Consider the following 26,831-nt stretch of genomic DNA (forward strand, 5'->3'; position numbering starts at 1 on the left):
CTGCTGTTACTGGGCTATCAGTTAATGCCCTTGCGACGGACTTCCCAGTTACGGTCACCACACAGACGGCAGTTGCTGCCGTAGAACGTGCTCTGGGCGTTGTTGTCGCCCATCAGGTGGAAGCGGAACCAGGCAGTTGAAGGCCCACGAAATCCACCCGCGTCACCCACGGGTTCGAAGTGGCCGGCACCGCTTAACTCACCCCAGAACACAGGAACGTTGGCATTGTTGAAAACCGGTCCGGCGTTGCTACGGGGTACGGCAATGGTGTCCCTGCTTCCGGTCATCAGAAACATCGGGCCATTTTGCCGGCTTTGCGAGCTGCTGCGGTGACCCAGACCAATGGTATAGGGCCGGAACGGGGCGGTAGCAGTTATGCGACCGTCGCGACCGGCCATGATGGAACCACCACCACCCTGAGAGTGACCCGCGGAACCGACACGGTTAACGTTCAGTTTGCCGGCGTAAGTGCCGCTGCTGCGGCCGTTTTCCTGCACAAGGTAATCGAGGCAGTCGATCATCTCGTCGCCGGACCCGGCATTGGAGGTGCGTGCGGCAGCGACGACAAAACCCTGGCCGGCCCAATGGGTCAGCAATGCGCTATAGGTGCTTGGTGAAGCACCGGTGCCGTTACCCCAGAGAATGATCGGGTGGCGACGACCTTGCTCGCCGAGCGTGCGCGGGCGGTAGATAGTGCAGCTAGGGCCGGCGTTGCCGGTGGTCGAGAAGGAACCGGAACGACTGAAATCGGATACGGATGGGAATGCGCTACCTGTGCCTGGATCAGGCGTCGGAGTGGGCGTAGGACTAGGTGATGGGTTGGCCGGCCAGGGCGCTTGCAGAAAGTACTAGGCCAAGGGCCAGACCGGTTAATTTGAAAGCAGCGGATGCGTTCATGGAGTTACCTGTGGGATATTATTGTTGTTGGAATTACCTACAGAGCCCAATGACTGTGTGTCCACAACAGTGCCCTGACGCAAACGAATGTATGCCTCGGTAACGAGATTGAAACTCGCCCAATCGGGTGAAAGAGTCATTTTTTAGAATTGAGTCATAAAAAACGGGACCCGAGGGTCCCGTTTTGGTTTGGCGACTGGTCGGGCCGGCCGCTTATCAGGGGGTGGAGTAACTCGCAGACTGTCCGAAGAAGGCGCGCAGCGTGCCCTGCTCCACAGGCGTCAAGCCAAGGCCGGTCATTGCTGCTGTCCAGGCCGTATTGACCCCGCCAAGTGTCAGCTCCTCATTGGACATGCTGATGTCCGTTGCTGCATCGGTGGCATCAAGTACCAGAACCTTGTCCGCTCCTGCGGTGCTTGACCATGGCTGCCATGCCGGACTCGTTGCTGCTGAATTGACCATTGGGATTACCACCCCGGGCAAAGTCAGCCAGGTAGTCCATCATGGCATTTTGCAGTGCTTTGCGGCCGGGCTCGTTCTGCTGAGTAAAGGGTAAGCTAAGAAGACCCTCACCGATGCCGTGGAAGAATGAGATCTCTGCGGCATGGCCGGCCCCGTAAATAAAGTTGAAGGGAGCAGGACCAGACTGAGTACCCGGCCGGAAGTCATAGGCATAGGTATCTGGCTGATGCCGGGTGATCACCCTCGCCAGCTCGTCCACGTACTTGGCTCGCCAGGCGCGCCCACCGTTATAGCCGGTGACCTCATAGGTGTCCTTGTCCTTCTGGGTCGGTAGCACGTCATCCAGAGTCTGGCCGCCGGTGAAGGCAACATCGAGCAGATCCGACCAGCCTCTTGCCCGCTGCCGAAGGAATGGTGCCGGTGGCTCCCTTCAGTGCTCCCCCATACAATGGCATGAAGGATTTTCGTTCGTACTCGTTGGCACCGAGAACAACAGGAACATTGTTGAAATTGCCACTGTTGAAGGCGGGCAGCCGCCCACCGGCGGGAATAACGGTACCGTCTTCGATCCCACCATACGTACCCAATGAGCTGTAGTTGAACACGGCTTGATATAGATCACGCCCCTCGGCGGCTCGCAGATAGGTACCTAGTGTGCCTGCGGCTTCCATGTCCAGACGCATCTGCGTGGCCTGGGCCGAACTTATCGGAGTGGTCGGCGTCCTGCGGTCCTCTATCAGGCGAATAAGCCATTCGATGTGGCTGTTTGCAGAGTTGCGAGCGCTGTTGGTACTGCGTGTAGTTATCGCGCCACTCTGGGATACGGCCTGGTGGAACAAGCCGTTGCCCGCTTCGGGGGACGTCATCAGATTGAGAACGTTGTGCGCGCCGCCGGACTCTCCGGTGATAGTGACATTATTCGGATCACCGCCAAATTCAGCAATATTGGCCTGAATCCATTTCAGTGCCTGGATGGTATCCAGTGTGCCGAAGTTGCCAGAGTCAGACAGCGGGTCGGCGCCACCGGTCTGGACGTCCGGATGGAAAACCACCCTGCCGGTCCCAGGCGGTATTGCAACACGACCATCACGACGTCGGAGTTTTCGACGAGGTTGCGGCCGTCGTATTGTCTGGCCGTACCAAAGTTGTTTGCGCCACCATGAATCCAGACGTAAACGGGCAGTTTTTCGTCCTGATAATCCGCACGATTAGGGCGATAGACATCGACGATCAGGCAGTCTTCGCTACCTACCATGTTCGAGGTTCGCTGCCACTGGGAAGTGGTTTCGGCCTGGACACATTCGGAATGACGCTCGGTGGCGTCCCGGACTCCGGTCCAGTTATCGACCGGTTGTGGAGCGCGCCGCCGCAAATCGCCGACCGGTGGTTTAGCATAGGGCAGGCCGTGCCAGATCAGTGTGTTGTCCTCAGCGATTCCCTGCACAGAGCCATTAGCCAGACTTATCTGGGCGGCCGGCGTGATGTTGCTGCCGGCGCCGCCGCCGCCGCCCAGACAGCCGGATAGCGTCAGCGACCCAACTACGGCAACGGCTAGTGTGGATAAAACGGGGCGGGGTAACAGTGCGAAAGGGTAGTCGGTCGTTCGGGCGCGAGAACGCATGGCATCTCTCCTGATTAATTATTGTTGTTTGCGGGGGCGCTTCCTGTAGCGACTCCCGATGTCCGATCATCCGTCGGACTCAACTCAGGATAGTACTAAAAAAGCTTGTAGTGGTCAACTGATTCCGGACACTGTTTTAAGTTTTTCTTCCGCCGCCGCCGGAGCGATTCCGCCATTGAAGGCATGCGGCCGCACAGTGTTGTAGTACCCCATCAGATAGCTGCTGATATCCTTCCGAGCTGCCGTCAGACTGTGATAGCCCATCGCAGGTATCCACTCGGTTTTCAGGCTTCGGAACAGGCGCTCCATCGGCGCGTTGTCCCAAAGCAGTTACCTCGGCGGCTCATGCTCTGCACCATGCGGTAACGCCAGAGCCTTTGCCGGAACCGGCGGCTTGCATACTGCGAGCCCTGGTCGGAATGGAACATAACTTTCTCCGGACGTCCTCGCTGCTCCCAGGCATGATCCAAGGCTTGAACAACCAATTCCGCATCCGCCGTGTCAGACATCGCCCAACCAACCACGCGACGGGCACACAAGTCCAAAGACCACCGCCAGATAGCTCCGGCCGGCCAGTCCAGATATAGGTAATATCACCACACCAGACCTGGTCCGGCTGTGACACATCAAACTCGCGATCCAGCCGGTTGGGAATGTCCGGCCGCTCCACTGTGGCGCGTTTATAGGCATGCGGCCCTGGCTGCTTGCAGACCAGACCTAACTCGCCCATCAGCCGGCGCACCTTGAAGCGACCGATCTCAACGCCCTGGTCGTTCAGCAAGCCCTGTATGGTGCGGCTACCTGCGGAGCTGCGGCTTTTGTTGAACATCTCGTTAACCTGGGCTCTCAGGGCCACACGCTCAACATCCACGCGCTGTATCCTATGGCAGTGTTCGTAGTAGCTAATATGTGTGGGATCTCATATTCTCTGCAAAAATCACAGAGCCTTATAAACGTAGCCAATGCATGGTCTGCGAACGACTGCTCTGCCCAAGTTTGCAGACGTTAGCTATGAGTACCATATTTTGAAGAAAATGGTGGTTTGACTTAATTTTTTGACTGGCAACTCACATCCAAAACCGGACGTTCAGCCAGTCGTAAATTGAGCGTGTTTTTGCCACACTTGTCAGTACACCATTTAGGGATGAACGAATGTGCCGGCAACACAACAAAGTGAAATATATAAACGCCATCGACCAGAAACAACGCTACTCTATCAATTGGTTGAACGTTACTACCCAGAGTTTAACGCCAATTTAGCTGACCAAGGTAAGTATTTACCAAAATATGTTGAGCGTGAGTTTGATGATTTCTTACGTTGTGGTCGACTAGAGCACGGCTTTTTACGCGTGGTATGTGGCGACTGCAAGCATGAGAAGTTAGTCGCTTTTAGCTGTAAACGCAGAGGTTTCTGTCCTAGCTGCGGAGCCAGAAGAATGGCAGAAAGTGCAGCGCTTCTTGTAGATGATGTATTACTTGGTTATCCAATTCGCCAGTGGGTATTGAGTTTACCCATTCCGCTTCGATTGCTTCTAGCAAGGTACCCAAGTGAACTGAGCAAAGTGATGCAAATCATTCACCGCGCCATTTCCACGCACATTGTGAACAAAGCAGGCTTTACCAACAAACAAGCGAAAACTGGGGCAGTTACCCTGATTCAGCGATTTGGTAGCGCACTTAATCTAAATATCCATTTCCACATGTTGTTCTTAGAAGGCGTGATTAGCGAAAATCCATGGGGTGGCACGACATTTACCCGCATTAAAGCACCTTCTCATAGCGACATGGTCGAACTAGTTCACACCATCAGTCATCGCATCGCTCTATATCTTGAGAAAGTAGGTTTGGTTGAGCGTGATATGGAAAACAGTTTTCTCAACTTGCCTGTTGATGATGAAGATAGCCTCCTCCATTTGCAAGGTGCTTCCGTCAGCTATCGCATAGCGATGGGTCCTCAACAAGGGCAAAAGGTGTTTACACTACATACACTCCCTGCAAGCAGTGACGGTGAATATGGTCAGTTGGCTAACACCTCCGGCTTTTCCTTACATGCAGGGGTCTTCGCTAATGCCGATGAGCCAGATAAGTTAGAAAGGTTATGCCGCTACATCAGTCGCCCAAGCCTATTAGTGAGCAACGTTTAAGTATGACTGACCATGGAAAGGTGCGCTATGAATTGAAGACGCCTTATAGAGATGGTACTACACACGTGTTCTTTGACCCTATCGACTTTATTGGCAAACTAGCCGCTCTCATTCCGCCGCCAAGACTTAACCTCACCCGATTTTTCGGCGTATTCGCCCCTAACAGCAATCTTCGTGCACAAGTCACTGCATCACAACGCGGTAAGAACAGCCCTAGACTCGTCAATATAGAGGACGGACATTCGGATAAACCTTACCATGCGCGAGCAATGACGTGGGCCCCCGCTTAAGGCGAGTATTCAATATTGACATCACTGAATGCGAAAAATGTGAAAAACACAATGTAAGCATCATCGCTTGCATAATAGATATCCACATTATTCAAAAAATACTGAAGCATTTAGATAAAAAGTACCCAACTTCTAAACAAACAAAACTGTTGCCACATTTGCGTGCGCCACCTGATGAACAATACGGAAACGATTTCACTATTCAACGTGACTTCAATTTTGGGGCGTAGGCTCCATTTACTGTTGCAAGAGTAAAGAAAAACACTAGTAAATGGTGGGGCTATTCGCGCTTCAATTCCTCATGTCCTTTACCAAAGGCCTGTCTACGCATGAAATGCTAAACTAACACGCCATAAAACACTCCCACAATTCGATATTTCAACAAACCAATCTAGTCATAAAGACAGCTGTCACAGGGGGTAGCAAATAGCTTTAATCCGTCTTATACTCGAAAAATTATATTATTGAGTAATTAAAAACTTATCATGTTTATCAGTGTATTAGAACTATTTAAAATAGGCGTTGGCCCATCGAGTTCACATACGCTTGGTCCAATGGTTGCCGCAAATGATTTCATTGCCCGCATAAAAAATCAGAAATTAATTGGTTCTAGTATAAAAGACGCATTTATACGTTGTACTCTTAAGGGTTCCCTGGCTTATACAGGTAAGGGGCATTCTACTGATCGCGCGGTTGCTTTAGGATTGCATGGCCATCTACCGGCCAGTCTGGCCGATAAAGATGTTGCAGAGTCCGGTTAAACAGATCTGGGAAAGTGATCATATTTGTATAGATGAGAACCTCGGCATTTCATTTAATCCAGATGATCACATTTTTTTTGATAAAGGGGAGTCCTTACCCGAGCATCCTAACGGTATGATTTTTGAACTTATAGGTCACGACAGAAAGAAATTATATTCAGAAACTTATTTTTCAATTGGTGGTGGCTTTATAAATACCCTGGCAGAAATTAATCAATTGCAAGCACCACTTAAAATGGAATCCTCATCTTCGTGCAAATATCCGTTTGATTCGGCAGGCGCTATGTTACAGATGGCGAAAGACAGTAACATTTCAATAGCACAGATGAAGTTGATTAACGAACTTGTGCAGTTAACTGAAACAGCGCTTGTTGAAGGCATGGATAAAATATGGCAATCCATGCAAACATGCATTGAGAAGGGGCCGGAAGCCGAAGGCATATTACCTGGCGGCCTGGGTATCTCGCGACGCGCTAAAGATCTTTATCAGAGTCTTAAAAATAATCCTGTTAATGCAAATATCAATGACTGGTTATGTGCTTATGCCATGGCGGTGAATGAAGAAAATGCAGCCGGTAATATGGTGGTGACCGCGCCAACAAACGGTGCCGCCGGCGTTATACCTGCTGTTCTCTATTATTCCGTCACCCATGAAAATGTTATAAAAGAACAGGTGCGAGAATTTCTCCTTACAGCGAGTGCAATTGGTGGTTTAATTAAACATCGAAGCTCTATTTCCGGCGCCGAAGTAGGTTGTCAGGGTGAAGTAGGTTCCGCGGCAGCTATGGCCGCCGCAGGTTTGTGTTCGATTCGCGGTGGCACACCTGAACAGGTAGAAAATGCTGCTGAGATAGCGCTTGAACACCACCTTGGTATGACCTGTGACCCGGTTAATGGTCTTGTTCAGGTACCGTGTATCGAACGTAATGCTTTTGGTGCCATTAAGGCGTATACCGCAGCCTCTCTTGCGCTTCGAGGCACCGGTCATCACTTCATGCCACTGGATAACTGTATTGAAGCGATGAAACAAACCGGATTGGAAATGTCGCATAAATATAAGGAAACAGCACTAGGCGGACTTGCTGTAAGTCTGACTGAATGCTGAAGTTCAGCAAATAACAAATTAACCAGGTGGATGCTTGAATGCGCCACTTGTTACTAGCGTTAGATATGAGCAAAAGGGGTCAGAGTACACCTTAACGAGCCTGATATGTCATGTCATATTGTTGTGCAAGTATAATTGTTTCTTTTAAATCAAGTGCACAAGATACATCAGCAGAAATAAAAAAGTAGCAAACTGATAATATATCGATTCAAATACTTCATTCGATTTCCTTTATTAATTATTTCCCGGGATCACAGCATTCATTACGATTCGGCATGCTGATGAAATATAAGTTTTTTATCACAGTCACTGAAGATTAATCAGCTTTCATATAATTTCAAAAAAGTGTTTATAACCCAACTGACATGATTTTCGATATTATGCCTGTCACGTTGGCAAGGTTCGCCATACATCACCCGTACAACATTGAGTCCCATCAACATACCGAGCAGTAACTCTGCACATTTCTCCGGCTCAGATAGATTAAGCAGCCCGCGTTGATGGGCATGACTCATCCAGTCCGCGAGTTTATTCGTTGTGCACTGAGGACCACTACGATAAATATTTTGAACCACATCAACGGACAGACCTGAAGTACTACTCAGTGCACGCATAAAGTCCTGATATTCCTGACTCAGGAGAAATGACAATAGACTTACCCCAAAGTCTGTAAGCGCACTACGGACATCTATAAGACTCGCAGGCTCGATAGACAGGCTCTCGGCCATTCGCTTTGCCTGTTGGCTGATAACCGCATCGATCAGCGCCTCCCGATTGGTATAACGGGAATAGATAGTTACCTTGGATACTTTTGCCAGACGAGCAACCGCTTCTATGGAAAATTCAGCAGGTCCTTTACTGAATAAGAGCTCATGTGCTGCTGTAAAAATAGCTTTGTCCTTACTATGATCAAGGGGCCTTCCAACGCGCTCGTGTTTCGCCATTTCTTTTTCAACCAAATTAGTGTACGATTGCGTTCAATAATACTGTATTCATAAAAAAAAGTACATTACCATGTCAAATAAAATCATACTCTCACTGCTGTTCACCCTGATATTTGGTGGTTGCTCCGGAAATAATAATGACACGGATAGTCAAAAACAGCCGCCATTGGTCAAAACTGTGAGCATTAAAATTGATGAAGGGGTATTGCATAAACTTAGCGGTACCATTCGGGCTCGCTACGAAACACCGATTGCTTTTCAAATGGGCGGTCGCATTCTCACCCGTAACATTGATGCCGGACAGTGGGTAGATGCCGGGCAGCTTCTGTTCAGTCTGGATCCACGCGATCTGAACGAGGCTGAAAATGTTGCCAAAGCACAACTTGCTTCAGCTGAAGCAGCACTGGCGACTGCCAGTAGTGAGCTTAAGCGACAAAAAAAACTGGTGACAAAAAAGTTAATTAGCCAGTTTGAAATTGAACGTTTTGAATTGGCGGAACGTGCTGCCGAAAGCCAGTGCGATGTAGCACAGGCCAGTTTGAAACAGGCCTATATTACACGGGCTTATGCCGATCTGAAGTCAAAACAGTCCGGAATACTCATTGAAGTCAGTGGAGAACCGGGTCAAGTTGTCAGTGTCGGCCAGACTGTAGCTGTGTTAGCACAGGATGGTAAACGAGATGTCGAGGTATTTTTGCCTGACAGTCGCCATCCGCCTCGCATTGGTGTGGCAAAGTTGAATGATGGTCGCCAGGTGGTGCTTGAGTTACGCGAAATCGGCGGCGCAGCAGATCCAATGAGTCGTACCTGGCGTGCACGTTACCGCATAACAGGTATTGAAAAAAATCTACCCCTGGGGATCATCGTTCAGGTGCTGCTGACAAGTGAAGATACTGAACAGAATACATTAGTGGTACCACTCGGGGCTCTGGATGAACGCAGCGAAGGGCCACGCATCTGGCGCGTGATTGATGGGCACGCGGAACCCGTGTCTGTCAAAATAGTTGGATTGGGTGCTGAGCAGGCACGTATCACAGTGGATCTGCCACCGGATACACGCATCATTGCACTCGGTACTCATTTACTTAACCCGGGAATGTCGGTAAGGACACGCGAGCAATGAGTTTTCCTAATCTTTCGGCTATTGCTGTCCGTGAACGCGCGCTAACCTTATTTTTTATTCTGTTATCAGTGGCGGCAGGTGTCTACGCATTTTCATCACTTGGACGCGCCGAGGATCCTGCATTTACCGTAAGGGTTATGGTGGTATCAGCGGTATGGCCAGGAGCAACCCCCGAAGAGCTTCAGCAGCAGGTGGTTGACCGCCTTGAAAAACGTATTCAGGAAGTCGACTATCTCTATCGTATTGAAACCACTATTCGACCCGGGCGAGCTGATTTTCAAGTCGAATTTCAGGACTATACCCCCAGTGAAAAAATTCCCGACCTGCTCTATCAGGTACGCAAACGCATGCAGGATGAAGCACCACGTCTACCTCAAGGGATGATCGGCCCCATCGTCAATGATGATTTTTCTGATGTTTATTTTTCACTGATTGCAATTACTGCCCCCGGGCTACCAATGCGAGAGCTAACCCGAGAAACTGAAGTTATTCGCGACCGGTTACAACAACTGGAAGGTGTTCACAAGGCGCTTATTCTGGGTGAACGCAGCGAGCGCGTTTTTGTTGAGTTTGATGTGGCACGATTATCAAACCTGGGGATCACACCACAGGTCATTTTTGATGCAATTGACGATAACAACCGGCTTATACCTGCAGGTTTTAGCGATTTGGCCGGGCCACGGGTTTATTTGCGTGTTGATGCTGATTTATCAGATCCGGATCAGCTTGCCGCTGTCCCCATTCGTGTTGGTGAACGTCTGTTACAACTGTCTGACCTGGCGACTATTCGACGCGGTTATGAAGATCCGCCGAGCTATTTAGTGCGGGCACACGGACAGGACGCGATACTGCTCGGTGTGGTGATGCAAAAGGGCAAAAACGGTCTCGCTTTCGGAGAGCGACTAGGCACTTTTATCGCCAATGAACAGAGCCGCTTACCTCTGGGCATGAACTTATCGCCCCTGACTAATCAAACCGATGCCATTACTGCAGCGGTAGATCTTTTTCAGATAAAGTTTTTGATAGCTGTGGCCGTGGTGGTACTCGTGAGCATTCTTGCCATTGGTTTAAGAGCGGGTCTGGTTGTGGGTATAGCTGTACCACTCACGTTGGGTTTGACCTTTCTGCTGATGAAAATAACGGGTGTGAATCTTGACCGTATCACGCTAGGTGCGCTCATTATTGCCCTGGGGCTACTCGTTGATGATGCCATCATTGCCATCGAAATGATGATCGTAAAGATGGAAGAAGGTTGGGATCGGGTACGCGCCGCCACCACGCCTGGAATGTCACTGCCGCACCCATGTTATTCGGCACTCTGGTCACAGTGGCGGGTTTTGTCCCTATTGGTTTTGCACAGTCTGGTGTGGGTGAATACGCAGGCAACATTTTTTGGGTGCTTGCCTATGCACTCGTCATTTCCTGGTCGGTGGCGGTGATTTTCACACCTTACCTTGGGGTGAAGATGCTGCCTGATTTCAAGGTCCATACGGACAGCTCAGGTAATGCTCTATACAGTACGCCTTCCTATCAAAAATTACGTTCACTTATTACCGGGTGTGTGCACTATCGTAAAACAGTAGTCGCAATTACAGTCGGATTACTGCTACTGTCAATCGTTGGCATGGCGACGCTTGTACAAAAGCAGTTTTTCCCGCCTCTGACCGGCCCGAAGTATTGGTCGGTATTTACCTGCCTCAAGGCAGCGCCATCACGACAACCGATGCCACAAGCAAAAAAATCGAAAATATTCTGGCTAAAATGCCAGAAGTGAAAACCCTGTCAGCCTACGTGGGTGCAGGTGCACCACGCTTTTTCATTTCTGCCAACCCGGAACAGCCTGACCCGGCTTTTGCCAAAATTATTGCAATCGGCAGTGACGAAGCAGCACGTAATAAAATTATGACTGAATTACAGCGCCATATCGATAATGGTGAATTCCCGGAGGCCCGGGTACGTGTCACACGCCTGCTTTTTGGACCACCCGTAGTTTGGCCGGTAAGCTTCCGCGTCATCGGTACCGACCCGCTAAAGTTACGTAAGATCGCACATAAAGTGCGAGAAGCAATGGCAGCTCATCCGAATACTATCGATGCACATCTGGAATGGGATGAACGTGCCCCGGTACTGCACCTGTCTATGGATAACGAAAGCTTACGACTGATGGGACTCACCCCCCGTGACGTTTCACAGCAGCTACAGTTTCAACTTGACGGTGTACCCGTCACCGAAGTGCGTCAGGATATTCGCAGCGTAGAGGTACGTGCCCGTGGTTTACGCGCGACCAATCCTTTACCTGAAAATATCGAAATCAAGACCCAGGATGGACGTATAGTTCCTCTCGCGCAATTAGGCACACTGGAGGTGCGTTATGAAGAGCCGGTCATTAAACGCTATAATCGTGAGCGCTCTCTGGCAGTAAATGCAGACGTGCAAGGTGCACAAGCGCCAGATGTAACCATGGCTATCTGGAAAAAGTCGGAGTCAATACGCGATCAGCTGCCCGAAGATTATCGCATTGATATCGGTGGGTCAGTAGAGCAATCTGGAAAAGCGGATGCTTCTATTCAAAAGTTGCAACCCTTAATGATAGCGCTCATGCTTATTTTCATTATGTTACAAATGCGTTCCTTCTCCGGGACATTCATGGTCGTTGCTACAGCTCCACTTGGACTTATTGGCGCAGTGATTGCCCTGCTACTGTTCAATCAGCCTTTCGGTTTTGTAGCGTTATTGGGGCTGACCGGACTGGCGGGTATTTTGATGCGAAACACCATGATTCTGACGCAACAGGTGCAGGATAATTTTGACGAAGGCATGGAACCCTGGTCAGCGGTTATCGAAGCGGCTGTACGACGAGCACGACCGGTAATACTCACAGCGTCGGCCGCCGTATTCGCGTTTGTACCACTCACGCATGACAGTTTTTGGGGGCCTTTAGCTTATGTTCTTATCGGCGGGGTCGCTGTAGGTACGGTAATCACTTTGCTATTTGTGCCGGCACTTTATGCACTATGGTTCAAGTTAGATAAATCTCGGGCAAATTAATCAGGCATACCTGGATTTTAAAGATGGGGTACTGGGGACTCCGTCCCCTTAACGAATCCCGTTGGCATTATTGGCTACGGTGAAATAGTCTCCGATGGGACGAATAAAAATATCGAGCTGTGTTTTTTCGGTATCAACACCGACATTGATTTCCTGTTGTGAATTCATGATAAGCTGACTCCTGCTTGCGATACGGGTTCTGAGACCCAGATGACTGTTCGAGTTATTACTTAAGAGTTATGCAGCACTCATACTTGTTATCGGCCTCCAAGGGGACCATTGCTCAATCGAGCTATTGCATAAAGGCCTTTAGTTGCGAGCTAAAGATGGGTCTCAGGTTTACCCACTTTTTTGATATTTCAATCATACAAGTAGCTTAATATTGACCATTTTATACGCCGCGCCGTTTCACTCTGCACTGTATAAAATGGCAAGTTAGCATGGCCGTTATATTTATGAATTAATAACGTTAAAGAAATAAATATACGTTACCCATTTTTACGTTGAGTTCACATTTGGAGGTGTCGATTTGGATACGCTAGTAACTGCAGAATGGCTTAAACAGCATATTAATGACTCAGATATAGTCATACTTGATTGTACGGTTGTTACCATGCCCGATGCAAATGATCCTCGTGGGTTGCATAATGTCAGTGGGCGTCCTGATTATGAGCTTGGTCATATCCCCAATGCCGGCTTTGCTGATCTTAAAGACGAACTCTGCAAATCTAATGGCCCAGTTGAATTCGACTTATTAAGCCCTGAACAATTTTGTGCCTCCATGAGCGAACTGGGTGTGGGGAATGATTCCCGTGTTGTGCTTTACGATGCAAATTACACTGGCCGGGCTGCACGGGTTTGGTGGATGCTGCGTTGGGTTGGTTTTGATAATGCCGCCATCCTGGACGGTGGTCTCGCTGCATGGACATCTACAGGTAATGAGCTTTCTCTTGAGCCTGTTAGCCGACCTGCACAACAGTTAACTTCGAATCCACGTCCTGAGTTGATTGCGCAACACGATGAAGTGCTTGCCAAAGAAATGATATTGATGATGGAAGTGCTTCAAGAACAGCAAAGGGTAAAGGGAAGTCAGATAATGCAACTCTTGTACGTCTACAAATGGCTTTATACTTGCGTGATCCTAATAGTATTAGTGCAACTAACACTATATGCCTGATGATTTGTACTTTCTTCTTGACCTGATTGTGTGGATTAAACAGGAAAAATGCTGCATATTCATAGGTAGTAACCTTGCCAATTAGTGGGTTTCGCCCCGATAATTCAACTCGTTTTGGGACTTCCCCTGCTTCGTTATCCAGAACACTATCAATTGCGTAGAGGTATTTCTTTAATATAGCGTCTAGTTTATTTGGATAGTTACCTTCGATTTTGAGCAACTGAGTTAATGATTCAGCTAATTCAAGACGCGCTGTAAACTGTCTATTTAGCCCTAATATTTCTTCCAGAGAATCAAGCTTGCTTTTATAATATAGCGAGTAGAATGAAAATGGTTTGCTGAGGATTAATTTGTTAGTCATCTCTATATTCACTTATAACATTGACGTTATTTATGATTATATTAATGACGATTTTTAAGGCGCCATCTTGATTGCTACGGAAGTGCAAAGAGGAAAAGTTTTGCCTAAAAAATTCATGCATTGGCGATATTAACTTTTACTACCTTTCGGTATGCGCATGCGGGCAAATGCTAAATAGCTTCTCATATTAAAACCCCCATTGTCAGATCAAGCATCCGGTGACAATGGGGTTTAGTTCACAAAAAGCGACAAGCAAAATCTTTATATCGCATATGCGACCTTACTCTGCGAGACGTTTACACACCAAAGTTAAGCACCGGAATTCAGATAAAAAAGAGCGTAAAATTATCAAATAATGCTAATAACGGTATTATTTGATAATTCGCGACCAACAATTACTATGAAATCGTAAACTAATTTTTTGAAGAGTAGGCCTTGAAATTTTACACGCAGACGTTCTGTCGAAACGTCGTCAATTTGGTTGTTTTATCCAATGTCACATGTTGCCGATGTGACAATTTAAGTATGTCTGTAGTAGTTGAGCTTCGTATAAAGCAATTCGTGGGCTCGCTGTTGTAGATATTAATTGTTAAGAAATTAGCGCAGAGTATACAACTTTAGAGACAACCTAATCTTTGAGAGATATTCAATTAAGTGTAAGTTTTGGATAGTTATCCTGCGTTGGGAATGACTATAAAGCCCTCGAAAAGCAATCATAGCGCTATCTTTTCGACTATCAATAAAACTTGCTTATAGTCATAGTTTCTGAACGACCGAGTATTCCTCTATTATTCCACAAAACGCTAAAACAATAAGACACCCAATTTTGCAACAAGCTGTTGCGAAATTGAATAAAGGGTAAGTTTGAGCAATCATGAGATATTAAGTAATGTGCAAAATATGCATTTATTAATTGTCCAACAGCTGTTGGACAATTTATGTATGGCGAATTTGCCATAATTGGGGTTCTAGGGATTTTCCCCTCTAAAGTAACATAAATCGCCATACTCACCATATTTAAAGGCATACAAAGGTGGGTTACTTCTCCAAAGTATGGCAAATTATGAGTTTAACAACCCCTTAAACTTAATTTAATTCCTATGGCTATAAAAAACGAACTATCAATTCTTACCAAAGCTGAGCAGCTTGATCTATATTCTCCGCCGCTATTATCACTTGAACAACAACGATTGTATTTTACGCCAAACGAGATCGAGTTAACAGAGTCGAAAAGTATTCGCCTAAGGAACCACCGATGTTATTTCATTGCTTTATTAGGGTATTTTAAGTCTAAGCCTGTCATTCTTTCACCTAGCTTTAACCTCATCTTTGACGATATGCAGTTTATTTCGACTCAAGTTCAAGGAGGCAAAGGGATCAGGCCTTTCAGCATAAATAAGATGCAGCGTGACCGTATATATCAAAGAATACTGAGGTTACTAGACTATCAGAAATGGGAGGAAAGTCTGCACTTTGCGCCGTTGTACGATCATCTTGTTATGGTCGGCAAAGCTTGGCTTGAGCCTCGTTATCTATTCGATGCAGCCACTGAATATCTAGCAACGCATAGAATTGCCATCCCTAAATATACTGTCTTACAAAAGCTTATCAGTCGTGTTATCCAACAGGTCAAGAAGGCGTTAAATAATAAGCTTCGTATTCATGTTTCATCTGAACTACACGGATTTCTAAATACTATTATCGATGACAAAGATGGGCTCTCCTTAAGCCGGCCTTAGAGCCGGTGCAAAAAGCGTTATGGTGACAGAGCTAAAAAAAGAACTGACGGTGTATCATCAGTTACAGCCTTATACAAGACAGATTGATGATGCTGTTAAGGACTTAGCCTTATCGTCTAAAAACCTACAACACTTCGGTGAAATGGTGGATTATTATGGCAGTAAACTAAAACGCTTTAAGCGTCCACAGCAACACCTATGGTTGCTGTGTTTTCTGACTCAACGCATACGGCAAAGCCTAGAGCGACTGGCTGATGGTTTTATTCATCATATCCGTAAACAACAAGAAGCTGCGCATGCGTTTGCCCAACAGGCAGTGTTTGACTCATGGAGGTCAGCTGCGGACAATGTCACCAAAGCCGCAGAATTACTGTATCTGTTTGTTGATGACAGTATCGACGATAATCAACCATTTGCAACAGTTAGGCAACAAGCATTAAGTGTAATGAATAACCAAGATATAGAAACGCTATGCCTGTACTTAAAAAAGCAAAAACGCACAGTAGAAGAATATCAATGGCAATATTATGATGATCAAAACAGGTTAATTGAACAGTTATTAAGGCCCGTGTTTCTATATCTTGAATGCCAAGCAGGTAAAGGCTCAGAAGTATTGGTGACCCAAACTCAGAACCACAAAAACAGAACTATTAGCAGGTAATACATTGCAAACAATGGATAGTACACTTATCCAACAAAAACATCGTCCATGGTTAATTAACAAGGATGTTGTTCATCCACAGCGATACGAATGGTTGCTTTACCGTCAACTGGCTTCTCGGCTTAATGGTCGAATTTACTTATCAAACGTCACTAAATATCGTGCGCTAGAAGACGACTTAATTGCAATGTCAATACAGTCTGATCTATTGGCATCATCAACATTGGAAAAGCTAAAGCAGCCGATTCAGAAGCTACTGCAAGTAAAACAAATACGCTTAACAACATCCCTAGAAGATGTTGCTCGTCACATTGATAATGGTGATAACCGCAATGTGATCATGAAGAGCCGAAGTGGCACACGATGGCGACTGCCAGTTAAAGGCTCCCAATCACTTGTCAACAACCCTTTCTTTAAACAGATGATGCCCGTCAGTATTGCTGATGTATTGCGTTATGTTGAACAAGAAACCAACTTTATGCAATGCTTCGCACACGTGCTGCCAATACAAAAACAAGTAGGCGCCAATCAGGATGATTTATTGGCTATTCTAATTGCGAATGCGACACATCGCGGCGTATATGGGATGGCACAAATATCTGATCGCAGTTATGAGCATCTAAGCACTATACAAGCTAATTATATTAGGCCTGAAACCTTGCAAGAGGCTAGTGATATCATCAATAACGCAGTAGCGGCACTCCCTATTTTCCGCCACTATCACATCCAAGAAGACGTCCTGCACGCCAGTACCGATGGGCAAAAATTTGAAACTCACCTTGAGACTTTTAAAACTCGCTACTCCTCGAAATACTTCGGCACCAACAAAGGTATTACGGCCATGACGTTAGTTGCCAATCATAGTGCGTTAAATGCCCGTATCATAGGATCTAATGAGCATGAGTCCCATTATATTTACGACTTACTACAATCTAATACTAGTGATCTTAAGCCAGATGTCCTCTCAACCGACACCCATGGTGTTAATCATGTTAATTATGCCTTATTGGATTTATGCGGTTATAGTTTTGCGCCTAGGTATGCTCAGTTCACCAGTGTGATCAATGACCTATTTAACGTAACTGAAAGCGACGACGGAAACACGCATCTGGCGCTGAAAAAGCCGATAAAAATGAATGTGATTGAAGAAGGCCGGCAGGATATTCAGCGTATTGTGTTATCCCTTCAAGAAAAACGCACAACACAGGCATTGCTAGTACGCAAATTATCTGGTTATCCATCTAGACACCCTATATTACAAGCATTAACGGAATATAATAGGCTCATCAAAGCCCAATATTTACTTGATTATATTGATGATGCAAGTCTGCGCCAATATGTTCAACGAGCACTGAACCGAGGCGAAGCCTGGCATTTCCTCAGGCGAGCTATTGCATCGGTCAATCGTGACCAGTTCCGTGGAAAAAACGAATCAGAAATAGTCGTCTGGAACGAGTGTGCCCGTTTGACGGCAAATGCTATTATCTACTTTAACTCGATGATCCTAAGTCATCTATTACTGCACTTTGAAGAAGTTGGTGACGAGGAAAAAGCAGCAATAACTCGACAAGTATCACCCGTTGCATGGCAGAACATTAATCTGAGCGGCACTTATCAGTTCGCTAGTAACCGCAAACTACCTGATTTACAGGAAATAACTAGGCCTATTGTTGAAAATGAAGTCTAAAATGAAAGGTAACCTTGACTCCACAAGCCATTAACTGCGAGGGTTGTGGCGATTTATGTTACTTTAGAGGGGAAAATCCCTAGAACCCCAACAAGGTTTTGCAACATAGATATAGCCCTAATTTTTACCACATCATCTGTTTCTTTATTACTATCACTAGCCAATGATATCCACGTATGCACCAAAACAATGGGAACTTGCATCATGTTAACCTTCGATGCTGTGCATTTTATCAAAATGTTCATTTTGTGCATCGCTCATTGCCAACCCTTTGGAGCCTATTTCAGTTGCACAAGCAATGCTATCTATATATTTTTTTCTATAGGGGTTTTGCTAACATCCCCTCGAAATTAACCTTAGGCGATATTTAGTCATTTTTTATTTAGGGGTTCTGTGCATGAACCGAATATTTTTCGCTTAAATCGCTGTACCCCATGACAGGCACAACCTGTAAAGGCTATGTTATATTTAGGGTTTAAGGTTATTTAACTTTAGTTTTTTCGAAACTTTAGAAATTGTTGAACGAGAACAACCTAAAATGTGCTGAATATAGTCATAGGATTTTTTATCCGACAACATGCCTTCAACCTTTTGTTGTAATTCTATATCTATTGGTCGTCCACGATAACGACCTTCGGACCTAGCTTTAATAATACCTTCTTTTTGTCGTCGTCTTCGGTCTTCATAGTCCTTTCTAGCAATAGCTGCAAGCATGTCGAGCATCAAGTCATTTATAGCTGACAACATTCTTCCTGTAAATTCATCATTTACTACTGCAAATTGGTGACTTGTAGGTAAATCTAATGACACTACTCTTAAACCTTTTGCTTTTATGATGGACTTGAGCGAGTCCCAATCATCATCTTTTAATCTAGATATCCGATCTATTTGTTCGACAAGTACTACATCACCTTTCTGGGCTATTTCTAGTAATCTGAATAATTCAGGTCTTTGAAGCGTGGCTCCAGATTCGTTTTCTGCAAAGAACGCAGATATTACCAAATCATGATCATTCGCAAATCGTAACAATGCATTTTTTGCACGTCCCGCATCCTGCTCTTTGGTCGAAGCTCTTAAATATGCGTAAGTTCGAAAATTTCTCATTAAGGAGATAGTCCATTTTACATAGTCTTATTATTGCAGTCCATTATACATAGTATTAGAGACTTAATGGACTATTATAATACTTGACTTTAAATGGTCTCCTTAAGGTATACCCAAAATAAACCAAAAATTCCTTATTAATGATTATCAGAAATAGTTGTATTAGGTACACCATTTCAAGAAAGGCAGTTCTATTGCATTCTCGGATTTTGAACTAAGCGAATTACTATGTGATTTCTATCTCGCTTTCGTCCCTTTTGCGAAATAGACCTAATCGTCACTATTACAATTACCACATTGCGGACGTTTTTATGAATGAAAAATCGACTTGAAAACAGTCAGCAAAGATACGATAGCGGACATTCCCCACAGATATAAACATGTATTGTTTTACTATAAATATTACCAATAGCTTGAGTTAATTAATTCACAATAGTAGTGTATTAATTAATATTTACCTGAGACTAAATTGGATTATATGCCGGAATTAAAAGGAAAAAGCGTTTCTCTTGTTTTAGGGAGTGGTGGGGCTAGAGGGCTTGCTCATATTGGAATAATTCGAGAGTTGGAAAATAGTGGTTGTATTATTAAGTCTATTTCAGGTTGTTCTGCGGGAGCGTTAATTGGAGCCGTGTATGCAGCAGGAAAATTAGATGCCTTTGAGGAATGGGTTTGTGAACTAACCAAAGTTGATGTTATGACTTTATTGGATATTTCTTGGCATTCAGGTGGGATAGTTAAGGGTGACAGGATAATAAATAAACTAATTGATATAGTAGGTGATATTTTAATTGAAGAACTTCCTATTTCTTTTACTGCTGTTGCGGCAGATGTTAACAATGAAAAAGAAGTTTGGTTAAATTCTGGAAGGTTATTTGATGCAGTAAGAGCATCAATATCTTTACCTTTATTTTTTACTCCAGTTAATTATAAAGGAAGCTATTTAATTGATGGTGGTGTATTAAACCCGGTCCCGATTGCCCCAACTTTTAAGGATGATACAGATCTAACCATTGCTGTTAATTTAGCGGCAGCATTGAACGCGACGATACTTTATCAAATTCATGTGATAGTAAGGCTAAGTTAACAAGCCCAATAGAATCGATTCAAATTAAAATTAGAAACTTCATCAGTGATTTATCTGAAAACAAGAGTGATCATAAATCGAAAGACTGGGGAGCTTACAATATTGCTAACCAAGCTTTTGATGCAATGCAGTCAACAATCGCTAGACAAAAGTTAGCGGCATATCCACCTGACATTGAAATTAAAATAGCTCGTAATGCTTGTGAAACTTTAGAGTTTTATCGTGCGAAAGAGATGATAGCCTTGGGGCATATGAAAGCTAAAGCGTATTTAAAAATTTAAGTCATGACCTTTTTAGGCTCAAAAATGTCGTTAGTAACTCAAAAGAAAACTTTCGCTCTTAGCTAGCTGAAGAAGACTCTAATGATCACTGGATCTATGTTAACAAAGATACGAAAGCGGAAGTTCCACCTAGATATAAATATCCATTGTTTTACTATAAACATTGCCAATTAATCGGATAGCATGACTGGCAAAAAAGGCACCCTTGCTGACACCCGACATGAATTTTTTTGGTATAAAAAGAAAAACTAGACTCAAGTAGTGCTAATTAATTAGTGGTAATCGCTAGAAGTCATTATTAATCAGAATTAACAAAGGATACTTAACCCTATGTTGATACTTTAGTGGTGAAAAACTAAGTTAGCAATCACCAGAAACAAGAAAACATCAAACATGACGATTGATGTTTTCTAGAATTAAATATTTAAGAAGTTATTAAGATTGTTTCTTAAATCGACGTGATGCTAGACCAATCATTCCTAATGCAAAAATAGCAAGTGTAGATGGTTCAGGAACGGGAATATTAATATTGCTATGAGATACCATTACGTAAGCAAGGTTACTTCTAGTAGATGTATCAAAACTAGCAGTGGCTTGTGTAGTAGTATTGCTAGATAATATAGCTTGATACTGAATGAATTGGTCAGAACCTTCAGCTTGCGCATTAAAAAGACTTATGCCCGCAAGTGTAATTTCACGCCCAAAACCATCAGGAAAGCCAAGTTTGGTCGGTAATAAGAAAAGACATGTGCTTATACTTGAGCATCCACGGATATTGGACTGTAGTGTATCAAAAGACCCTAAATCTACGCCATTGTCGGAAGAACCGGATATAAATAATTGTGCTAGCAAAGCTTGAGCAATGTCTTCTGCTAGTGCAGGGTTATCAGTTATTGGCCCAAAATCAGTACAATTATTGAATAATGAATTACATGAACCATCATTGAAACTGACATCAAATAGAGTACCGTTAACATCCAAACCCTGAATGTCTGTTAATTGACCTGTACCATCAATATTTACTATCAATCCGGCAAAACAGGATGCAGAGAAGATAGAAGAAATCAGGATGACCATGGCAATGAGAGGTTTAGTAAATTTCATTTGAACTTCCTTTTTAATCCCTTTCCATCAATTTTGGTAGGTAATCGTAAAAATTATAATTTTAATAATCTTCGCACATTAATACAAAAAACATGCCTCTATAACAATATTTAGCAATTTCAACATGGTGTAATTTTGTACAAATAACATTAAGGTAAAACTGTAAAACATCTCGACACTAAATTGTACATCAACCAGTTGGTTTTATGGATATATTTGAGGTTTATAGAGAATATGTGAGTTTTGAGCAATAAGTGAAATAAGACCGCTTAATTTATAAGATTTGCTATATAAATATAGGCTATGTTCCCGTAAATTGTAGCTATACTGTATGTAGATACAGTCAATAAGGGTTTACTCATGATCAAACACAATTTACGAAGCTGATAGCCGAGTTAGAAAACTTAACGGACAGCCAAGTCCGTTATGTGGCGAAGTTGCTAAAAGGTGCCGATAGCGTCTCTCAATTGGTATCAGAGTTAGAAGAGCGGATGGTTGAGCGCCCTGAATGTCCGCACTGTCATAGTTCACTGATTAATCGGCATGGCAAAGTGAATAAGATGCAGCGTTATCGCTGCAAGAACTGCGGCAAAACCTTTGTAGCCACAACGGCAACGCCATTAGCTCGGCTTAGATATAAAGAGCTTTGGATAGATTACATTCGCTGTATGCTCGACAGCAAGGCATTGCGCAAATGTGCTGATGAATGCGGGATCAATTTGAAAACATCGTTTAGATGGCGACATCGTTTTTTAGCGCTGCCATCGGTACTGAAGGCAACAAAGCTTGAGGGCATTATTGAAGCGGATGAAACACTGTTTCCGTATTCAGAAAAAGGCTCAAAGCAGCTAACTCGTCAGCCACGCAAGCGAGGCATGAAAGCAAAAAAGCGGGGGCGCTCTAAAGAAGACTGGGTGCCAGTTTTAACGGTCAGGGATAGAGCCAAGAATACATATGAAGCCATTTTGCCAAATATCACGACTACGGCTCTTCATCAAGAGTTGGCGGGTAAGTTGGAAAAGGACAGTGTGCTGTGTAGTGACGGCTATAAGCCCTACATTGCACTTTCTGCGAAAAATGATTTAATCCACAAGCGGTTAGATGTAGCAGGAGGCGTTCAAGTGATAGATAAAGTCTTTCACATTCAGAATGTTAACGCTTATCACAGCAGGCTAAAAGCGTGGATAGGACGGTTTCATGGAGTCGCCACAAAATACCTAGATCATTACCTGGGTTGGTTCAGGTATATGGATACTCCAGAAAACCTTAATGAAAACAAGCTGTTTAGCATTCAACAACAGTTAATGGGAACATAGCCTAAATATATCAAGTGTTATTGGCTAGATATTCGTAAACAACATGCACATAACCTAAACAATCTAAGTATAGATAATTAAGGTTGAATGACTATAATAGGCTCATTGAGCTGCCGTTTTTAACTCAAAAGCTAACTTCCGCTTTTGGCTAACACTTGACCTAAAGAATAGCCGACAGCTAACGTCAACAAAGCGCACATTAAAGGGCACATTTTTGACATGAGGTGATCGTTAATGAATTTTAATAATTAAAATATTCTTGGAATGATTGCTAAGGGCAGTAGATGGCGGTCAGGGAACTTATAAGTCGGGTGCGTTATAGACATCAAACGCACGTTTTTTTATCTCAAGTAATTCTAGCTCTAATTTTTTATCTTTTTGACGTCCCACCCGTAGCATAAGCTGAATATTCTTTTTTTGGTCGTTATATGCGGCTAACTTCAATTTAGGTTTTAAAAACTTAACCAGTATTGCATTTCTAGCGGTAGCAGAAGTGTAACCATCATTTGACTGAACAGTGAAGTAGAGATGTAATAAAGCCTCAAAACAAAGGTTTAGGAGATTATCGTAGTACATATATAGCCATTAAATGATGTAGTTTCTGCATAATACTATTTTTGGTGATTTTTGCCACTTTGTTAGTGTTACGCTATCGTCAATAAATGCCACTTTGAAGTCTTTAACGCTTGATGAATATAAGCGAAAATTTTGCAACCACTTGGGTTCTTTTAGCTGATGAATTTGGCCCTCTTTATGACAATTAAGTTTTTACAGTCACGGTCTACGATAGGTACACCTTATTAATACTTTCTGGGAGAGCCTATATTTACTACCACATAGTTTGTTTGTTCAATCGACACTACCAAGTGTCTCAATACCATTTAGTAAACCGATTAAATCAATTTCCTTACGGTCTTTATTAAAGGCATATTCTCCATTCAAGTTTATATGCTGCCAAGCGACAGGTGATAACCTTGAAATAATATCAACCACATCTTGTCTGCCGTTCTTTTCTTGAATTTGTAAAAATGCCGATAATAATGCGGAATTATAATAAATAATACAGTTTGAAATAAGCCGAGCACAGTCGTTCCATTGCGATACTTGGTAATCATTGCCCCCACGAAACTTATTACCATTAACGGAAGTAATCGCCCGTTTTAATTGATGGTATGCTTCACCTCTGTTCAAGGCTTGTTGAACATAATGGCGCAGCGTGGAGTTATCAACGTACTCCAAAACATAAATTGATTTTATTAATCGGTCATATTCCTGAAGAGCAGACAAGATGCGACTCTTACCGTTACTCAACTTTCCAATAATAGTACTTTGCGTGGTAGTCTTTCGGCTTAATGAGCACACTATACGTTGAATTTCGTCCCACTCTTCAGCGATTAATTTATGATTTATTTCTTTTATCAATTGAATGCGACCTCCATCTTCTTCAGACACTTCAAATAAATTAAAAAATATTTTTTTCATTTTTGCGTATCGAGGGGCGAAGGTATAACCAAAAAAGTCCAAAATAGCGAAGTTTACATTGTTGGTACCATGCGTATCGGTCGATAAGGTATTGGGCTGTATATCTGATGAATTGTTATATAGTAAGTCAAAAGCAAAGTGACCTTCATATTCATTAGCACCAATGACTTGTGTACTAACAGGCACATGGTTTGAAACCAATGTGAGCGCAGAGACCCCTTTGCCTTTTGAAAAATACTTAGATGAATAACGCGCCTTAAACGTATTAATGCGGCACTCAAATTTTTGACCATCAATACTTGAAAATAATTGGTTATCATCAACATGGTAATAGGCAAATATTGGCAACGTTGCTATGGCATTGGAAACCTTATCATTCGACTGAGTTAACGTTTCATATCGAATATAGCTATCATCTACACTACGTAATTTCCCCATTGAACGGTCGGAAATATTAGCCATTTTATATAAACCGTAATTAGTACCATTAGCTAAGATACAAGCGATCAGATCTTCTTTATTAGCCGGTGTTTTTTCTTTGTTAACTGAAATGTGAGTAAATGATTTTAGAAAATTAGTTTTTTGATCAACAAATAGCATCAGCTCAACAATACCCATGTGTTGAATTTGACTATAAAGTGGGTTGTCTATTGTTTCTTGCCATCGTTTATTAGGAATAGACCACTTAAGTTCGGCCTTGCCAGGAATAAATTCAACATACTTATTGTCGCCATTAAAAATGTGTTCACTTACTTCCATCAGCTTAGCTTCTAGCTGTTGACTCTTATCCGTTAATGTTTGGTTAATGGAAGTACTCAACTTATCAAGTCCTGTATTTTCAATTATCTCAGCCTTTTTTTCCCATTCTTTAGGTTGGATCAAGTCAGAAGTTAAGCTTCTATTATTAACACTCTCTTTAACGGTCAGATTGTTGCTATGAAATAGCTGTTCTGCTTTTCGGTAAAGAAAGTACTCAAACCGATTAGCAATTAATTTGGTATTATCGCCTTCGAAATATTCTCGGTCACTTTTAGGTACAACATCGATGTTAATTGTTTTTATCGTTTTGAACGCCCCTAATTCTTCGTGAGCTGTGGTGTATTGTTCGCGCAATTCATCTTTTAGGTGAATGAACTCGATATCAATAGACAAGAAGAGTGAGCGGATAAGTTTTTTAATTTTACTCGATTGTTTATCGATAAATTGCCATTCATATTGACGACCATCAAAGTCATTATTATCTAAATGATCGCTTAATAACTTAATGCTCTCTGCGGGGATAAGTTCAAAGGCTTTCTTGCGCACATCGCCAAAACTCAAGTTATCGTCCATGTCTTTATCGATAAAATACTTAAGTAAGCTACCGGCGGATTTTAATTTGGTTCTAACAATCGTGACATCTTCTACAACGCGCTGTTTAGCATAGCTTTTGGCAGACTCCGTTAATTTTCTAATTAAATAGACAAAGGCAGAAACTAAATTGTCATTGGTTTCGCGATACCTAAAAAACAAATAACAGACAAGGTATAAGAGGGTTTGACTGTCCGCATGACGACGGAGCCTAATAACAGACTTATATTTTACCATAGAGGCATTGTATTCTAAGTTCTTTGGGGATAGTTCAAGTTCAGCAATAAGTACTTTTATTTCAGGGTAAAGAGAACGTATAATTTTATGTGTCTTCAGCTCCTGTGTTATTTGACTAGTTGAAAAATCTTTTGCCATCTTTTTTAATTTGGCTAAGTCTGTAAAAGTATTATTTGATTCCAGTAGTTTAAGCAATGTTGCTTTTGTAGAATGAGTTAAATTTTCATTGAGCACAACCTCGATACGGTTTCGTTCATTTGATAATACTGTTGAAATAGTATCTTGCAACGTTGTATAACTTGACTAACGCTATTCTATTTTGACCAAAGTAGGCAATACATTCATCAAAAACGTACCTAGGCTCAAGATTAATTTTTACTACATCATTAAGCCTTTTAAGTAACGGCTCTTTATCTAATTTACTTTGATATGCTGTAAAACCTGTATATTTCAGTAGTTTATTAATTAATTTTGTTTTAGTGGTTGGTGATAAATCATCCATAGATATATCTTGATCAGTGAAATACCTTCCTTTGACGTAGTCTAAGTCGGAACTTACTTGGGAAAACGAAAAACTGAAGATAATAGGACGTGATCTGAAGTAACCTAAAAGGAGAATGAAATATATTCGAGTTTCTAGCCGTCTTAACTCATTAACAAGTTTTTGAGTTTCATTATCTAATGAAAAGTAATCTTCTCTGTCTATTCTATTAAAATTTGGAAGAGCGTAAAGTTCATTTATTTCGGATTCATTGAGTATTTTGATCCGTTTAGTGGTTGAGTTAGTTATGATGAGTACCTTCGAGTTATTTTTTATTATCATAACTTATGAATGATAATAAAATACCCT

General features: G+C 43.3%; 20 protein-coding genes and 4 pseudogenes. 11 read left to right on the forward strand and 13 right to left on the reverse strand.

Translation table 11 applies throughout. From position 1 onward, the window contains the following. Nucleotides 1-17: 17 nt before the first annotated feature. The 5 genes and pseudogenes from L3081_RS25655 to L3081_RS25675 form a co-directional block, all read right to left on the reverse strand. Entirely contained in the window at nucleotides 18-842 is an 825-nt protein-coding gene (locus L3081_RS25655; RefSeq protein WP_476728561.1) for an alpha/beta hydrolase family protein, read from the reverse strand. A 437-nt stretch (nucleotides 843-1,279) separates the two neighbouring features. Continuing rightward, on the reverse strand, nucleotides 1,280-1,696 hold the full coding sequence (locus L3081_RS25660) for a carboxylesterase family protein (RefSeq protein WP_242289547.1): 417 nt from the start codon (nucleotides 1,694-1,696) through the stop codon (nucleotides 1,280-1,282). A gap of 1 nt (nucleotide 1,697) precedes the next feature. Further along, entirely contained in the window at nucleotides 1,698-2,411 is a 714-nt protein-coding gene (locus tag L3081_RS25665; protein WP_242289549.1) for a carboxylesterase family protein, read from the reverse strand. Then, entirely contained in the window at nucleotides 2,321-2,980 is a 660-nt protein-coding gene (locus L3081_RS25670) for a carboxylesterase family protein (RefSeq protein WP_242289551.1), read from the reverse strand. The genes L3081_RS25665 and L3081_RS25670 overlap by 91 nt, the downstream gene beginning before the upstream one ends. 114 nt (nucleotides 2,981-3,094) lie before the next feature. Next, nucleotides 3,095-3,881, reverse strand: a pseudogene (locus L3081_RS25675) (IS3 family transposase); the annotation flags it as partial. A gap of 253 nt (nucleotides 3,882-4,134) precedes the next feature. Between L3081_RS25675 and L3081_RS25680 the strand changes: the two are divergent. The 3 genes and pseudogenes from L3081_RS25680 (at nucleotide 4,135) to L3081_RS25685 (ending at nucleotide 7,280) form a co-directional block, all read left to right on the forward strand. Further along, nucleotides 4,135-5,644 (forward strand): annotated as a pseudogene (locus L3081_RS25680) (transposase). A 255-nt stretch (nucleotides 5,645-5,899) separates the two neighbouring features. Next, nucleotides 5,900-6,175 carry a serine dehydratase beta chain gene (locus L3081_RS27685; RefSeq protein WP_274620781.1) on the forward strand — a complete coding sequence of 92 codons (276 nt, stop codon included), beginning with the start codon at nucleotides 5,900-5,902 and terminating at the stop codon, nucleotides 6,173-6,175. Further along, nucleotides 6,156-7,280 (forward strand): L-serine ammonia-lyase, encoded by a 1,125-nt coding sequence (locus L3081_RS25685; protein WP_274620782.1) that lies wholly within the window; start codon nucleotides 6,156-6,158, stop codon nucleotides 7,278-7,280. Before L3081_RS27685 ends, L3081_RS25685 begins: the two co-directional genes overlap by 20 nt. 320 nt (nucleotides 7,281-7,600) lie before the next feature. On the opposite strand, the gene L3081_RS25690 is transcribed toward L3081_RS25685, so the two are convergent. Then, nucleotides 7,601-8,239 (reverse strand): TetR/AcrR family transcriptional regulator, encoded by a 639-nt coding sequence (locus L3081_RS25690; protein WP_242289552.1) that lies wholly within the window; start codon nucleotides 8,237-8,239, stop codon nucleotides 7,601-7,603. A gap of 55 nt (nucleotides 8,240-8,294) precedes the next feature. Here L3081_RS25690 and L3081_RS25695 point away from each other — a divergent pair, with 55 nt between their 5' ends. The 3 genes from L3081_RS25695 (at nucleotide 8,295) to L3081_RS25705 (ending at nucleotide 12,395) form a co-directional block, all read left to right on the forward strand. Next, nucleotides 8,295-9,347: an efflux RND transporter periplasmic adaptor subunit gene (locus L3081_RS25695; protein ID WP_242289554.1), complete on the forward strand. Its 1,053-nt coding sequence runs from the start codon at nucleotides 8,295-8,297 to the stop codon at nucleotides 9,345-9,347. Further along, nucleotides 9,344-10,786, forward strand: coding sequence for an efflux RND transporter permease subunit (locus tag L3081_RS25700; protein WP_242289556.1), 1,443 nt, complete (start codon nucleotides 9,344-9,346; stop codon nucleotides 10,784-10,786). The genes L3081_RS25695 and L3081_RS25700 overlap by 4 nt, the downstream gene beginning before the upstream one ends. 238 nt (nucleotides 10,787-11,024) lie before the next feature. After that, entirely contained in the window at nucleotides 11,025-12,395 is a 1,371-nt protein-coding gene (locus L3081_RS25705) for an efflux RND transporter permease subunit (protein WP_242289559.1), read from the forward strand. Nucleotides 12,396-12,446: 51 nt separating this feature from the next. Here L3081_RS25705 and L3081_RS25710 read toward each other — a convergent pair. Next, nucleotides 12,447-12,563: pseudogene (locus tag L3081_RS25710) on the reverse strand (IS110 family transposase); the annotation flags it as partial. A gap of 361 nt (nucleotides 12,564-12,924) precedes the next feature. Between L3081_RS25710 and L3081_RS25715 the strand changes: the two are divergent. Then, nucleotides 12,925-13,572: a sulfurtransferase gene (locus L3081_RS25715; protein WP_242289562.1), complete on the forward strand. Its 648-nt coding sequence runs from the start codon at nucleotides 12,925-12,927 to the stop codon at nucleotides 13,570-13,572. Between the two features lie 1,461 nt (nucleotides 13,573-15,033). Further along, a pseudogene (locus L3081_RS25720) lies at nucleotides 15,034-18,020 on the forward strand (Tn3-like element ISKox2 family transposase). Between the two features lie 53 nt (nucleotides 18,021-18,073). On the opposite strand, the gene L3081_RS25725 reads toward L3081_RS25720, so the two are convergent. Both L3081_RS25725 and L3081_RS25730 read right to left on the reverse strand, forming a co-directional pair. Continuing rightward, the gene (locus L3081_RS25725; RefSeq protein ID WP_242289565.1) at nucleotides 18,074-18,226 is read right to left on the reverse strand and encodes a hypothetical protein; all 153 of its coding nucleotides are present in this window, start codon (nucleotides 18,224-18,226) and stop codon (nucleotides 18,074-18,076) included. 262 nt (nucleotides 18,227-18,488) lie between these two features. Further along, nucleotides 18,489-19,124, reverse strand: a complete 636-nt coding sequence (locus L3081_RS25730; protein ID WP_242289568.1) for a recombinase family protein — start codon at nucleotides 19,122-19,124, stop codon at nucleotides 18,489-18,491. 478 nt (nucleotides 19,125-19,602) lie between these two features. Between L3081_RS25730 and L3081_RS25735 the strand changes: the two genes are divergently transcribed. Then, nucleotides 19,603-20,211 (forward strand): patatin-like phospholipase family protein, encoded by a 609-nt coding sequence (locus tag L3081_RS25735; RefSeq protein WP_242289571.1) that lies wholly within the window; start codon nucleotides 19,603-19,605, stop codon nucleotides 20,209-20,211. A 125-nt stretch (nucleotides 20,212-20,336) separates the two neighbouring features. Then, nucleotides 20,337-20,492, forward strand: coding sequence for a hypothetical protein (locus L3081_RS25740; protein WP_242289574.1), 156 nt, complete (start codon nucleotides 20,337-20,339; stop codon nucleotides 20,490-20,492). A 435-nt stretch (nucleotides 20,493-20,927) separates the two neighbouring features. Here L3081_RS25740 and L3081_RS25745 read toward each other — a convergent pair whose 3' ends face one another. Beyond that, a complete protein-coding gene (locus L3081_RS25745; RefSeq protein WP_242289577.1) occupies nucleotides 20,928-21,596 on the reverse strand; it encodes a PEP-CTERM sorting domain-containing protein in 669 nt (222 codons plus the stop codon). A 383-nt stretch (nucleotides 21,597-21,979) separates the two neighbouring features. On the opposite strand from L3081_RS25745, the gene L3081_RS25750 reads away from it, so the two are divergent. Continuing rightward, a complete protein-coding gene (locus L3081_RS25750) occupies nucleotides 21,980-22,912 on the forward strand; it encodes an IS1595 family transposase (protein ID WP_242289632.1) in 933 nt (310 codons plus the stop codon). A gap of 300 nt (nucleotides 22,913-23,212) precedes the next feature. Here L3081_RS25750 and L3081_RS25755 read toward each other — a convergent pair whose 3' ends face one another. The 3 genes from L3081_RS25755 to L3081_RS25765 form a co-directional block, all read right to left on the reverse strand. Beyond that, a complete protein-coding gene (locus L3081_RS25755) occupies nucleotides 23,213-23,488 on the reverse strand; it encodes a DUF2913 family protein (RefSeq protein WP_182254011.1) in 276 nt (91 codons plus the stop codon). A gap of 273 nt (nucleotides 23,489-23,761) precedes the next feature. Continuing rightward, entirely contained in the window at nucleotides 23,762-26,269 is a 2,508-nt protein-coding gene (locus L3081_RS25760; RefSeq protein ID WP_242289579.1) for a Tn3 family transposase, read from the reverse strand. Next, a complete protein-coding gene (locus L3081_RS25765; RefSeq protein WP_242289581.1) occupies nucleotides 26,235-26,804 on the reverse strand; it encodes a DUF4158 domain-containing protein in 570 nt (189 codons plus the stop codon). The genes L3081_RS25760 and L3081_RS25765 overlap by 35 nt, the downstream gene beginning before the upstream one ends. Nucleotides 26,805-26,831: the final 27 nt, after the last annotated feature.

Origin of the sequence: Colwellia maritima (assembly GCF_022669015.1) — a bacterium.
In the GTDB taxonomy this organism is placed as follows: Bacteria; Pseudomonadota; Gammaproteobacteria; order Enterobacterales; family Alteromonadaceae; genus Colwellia; species Colwellia maritima.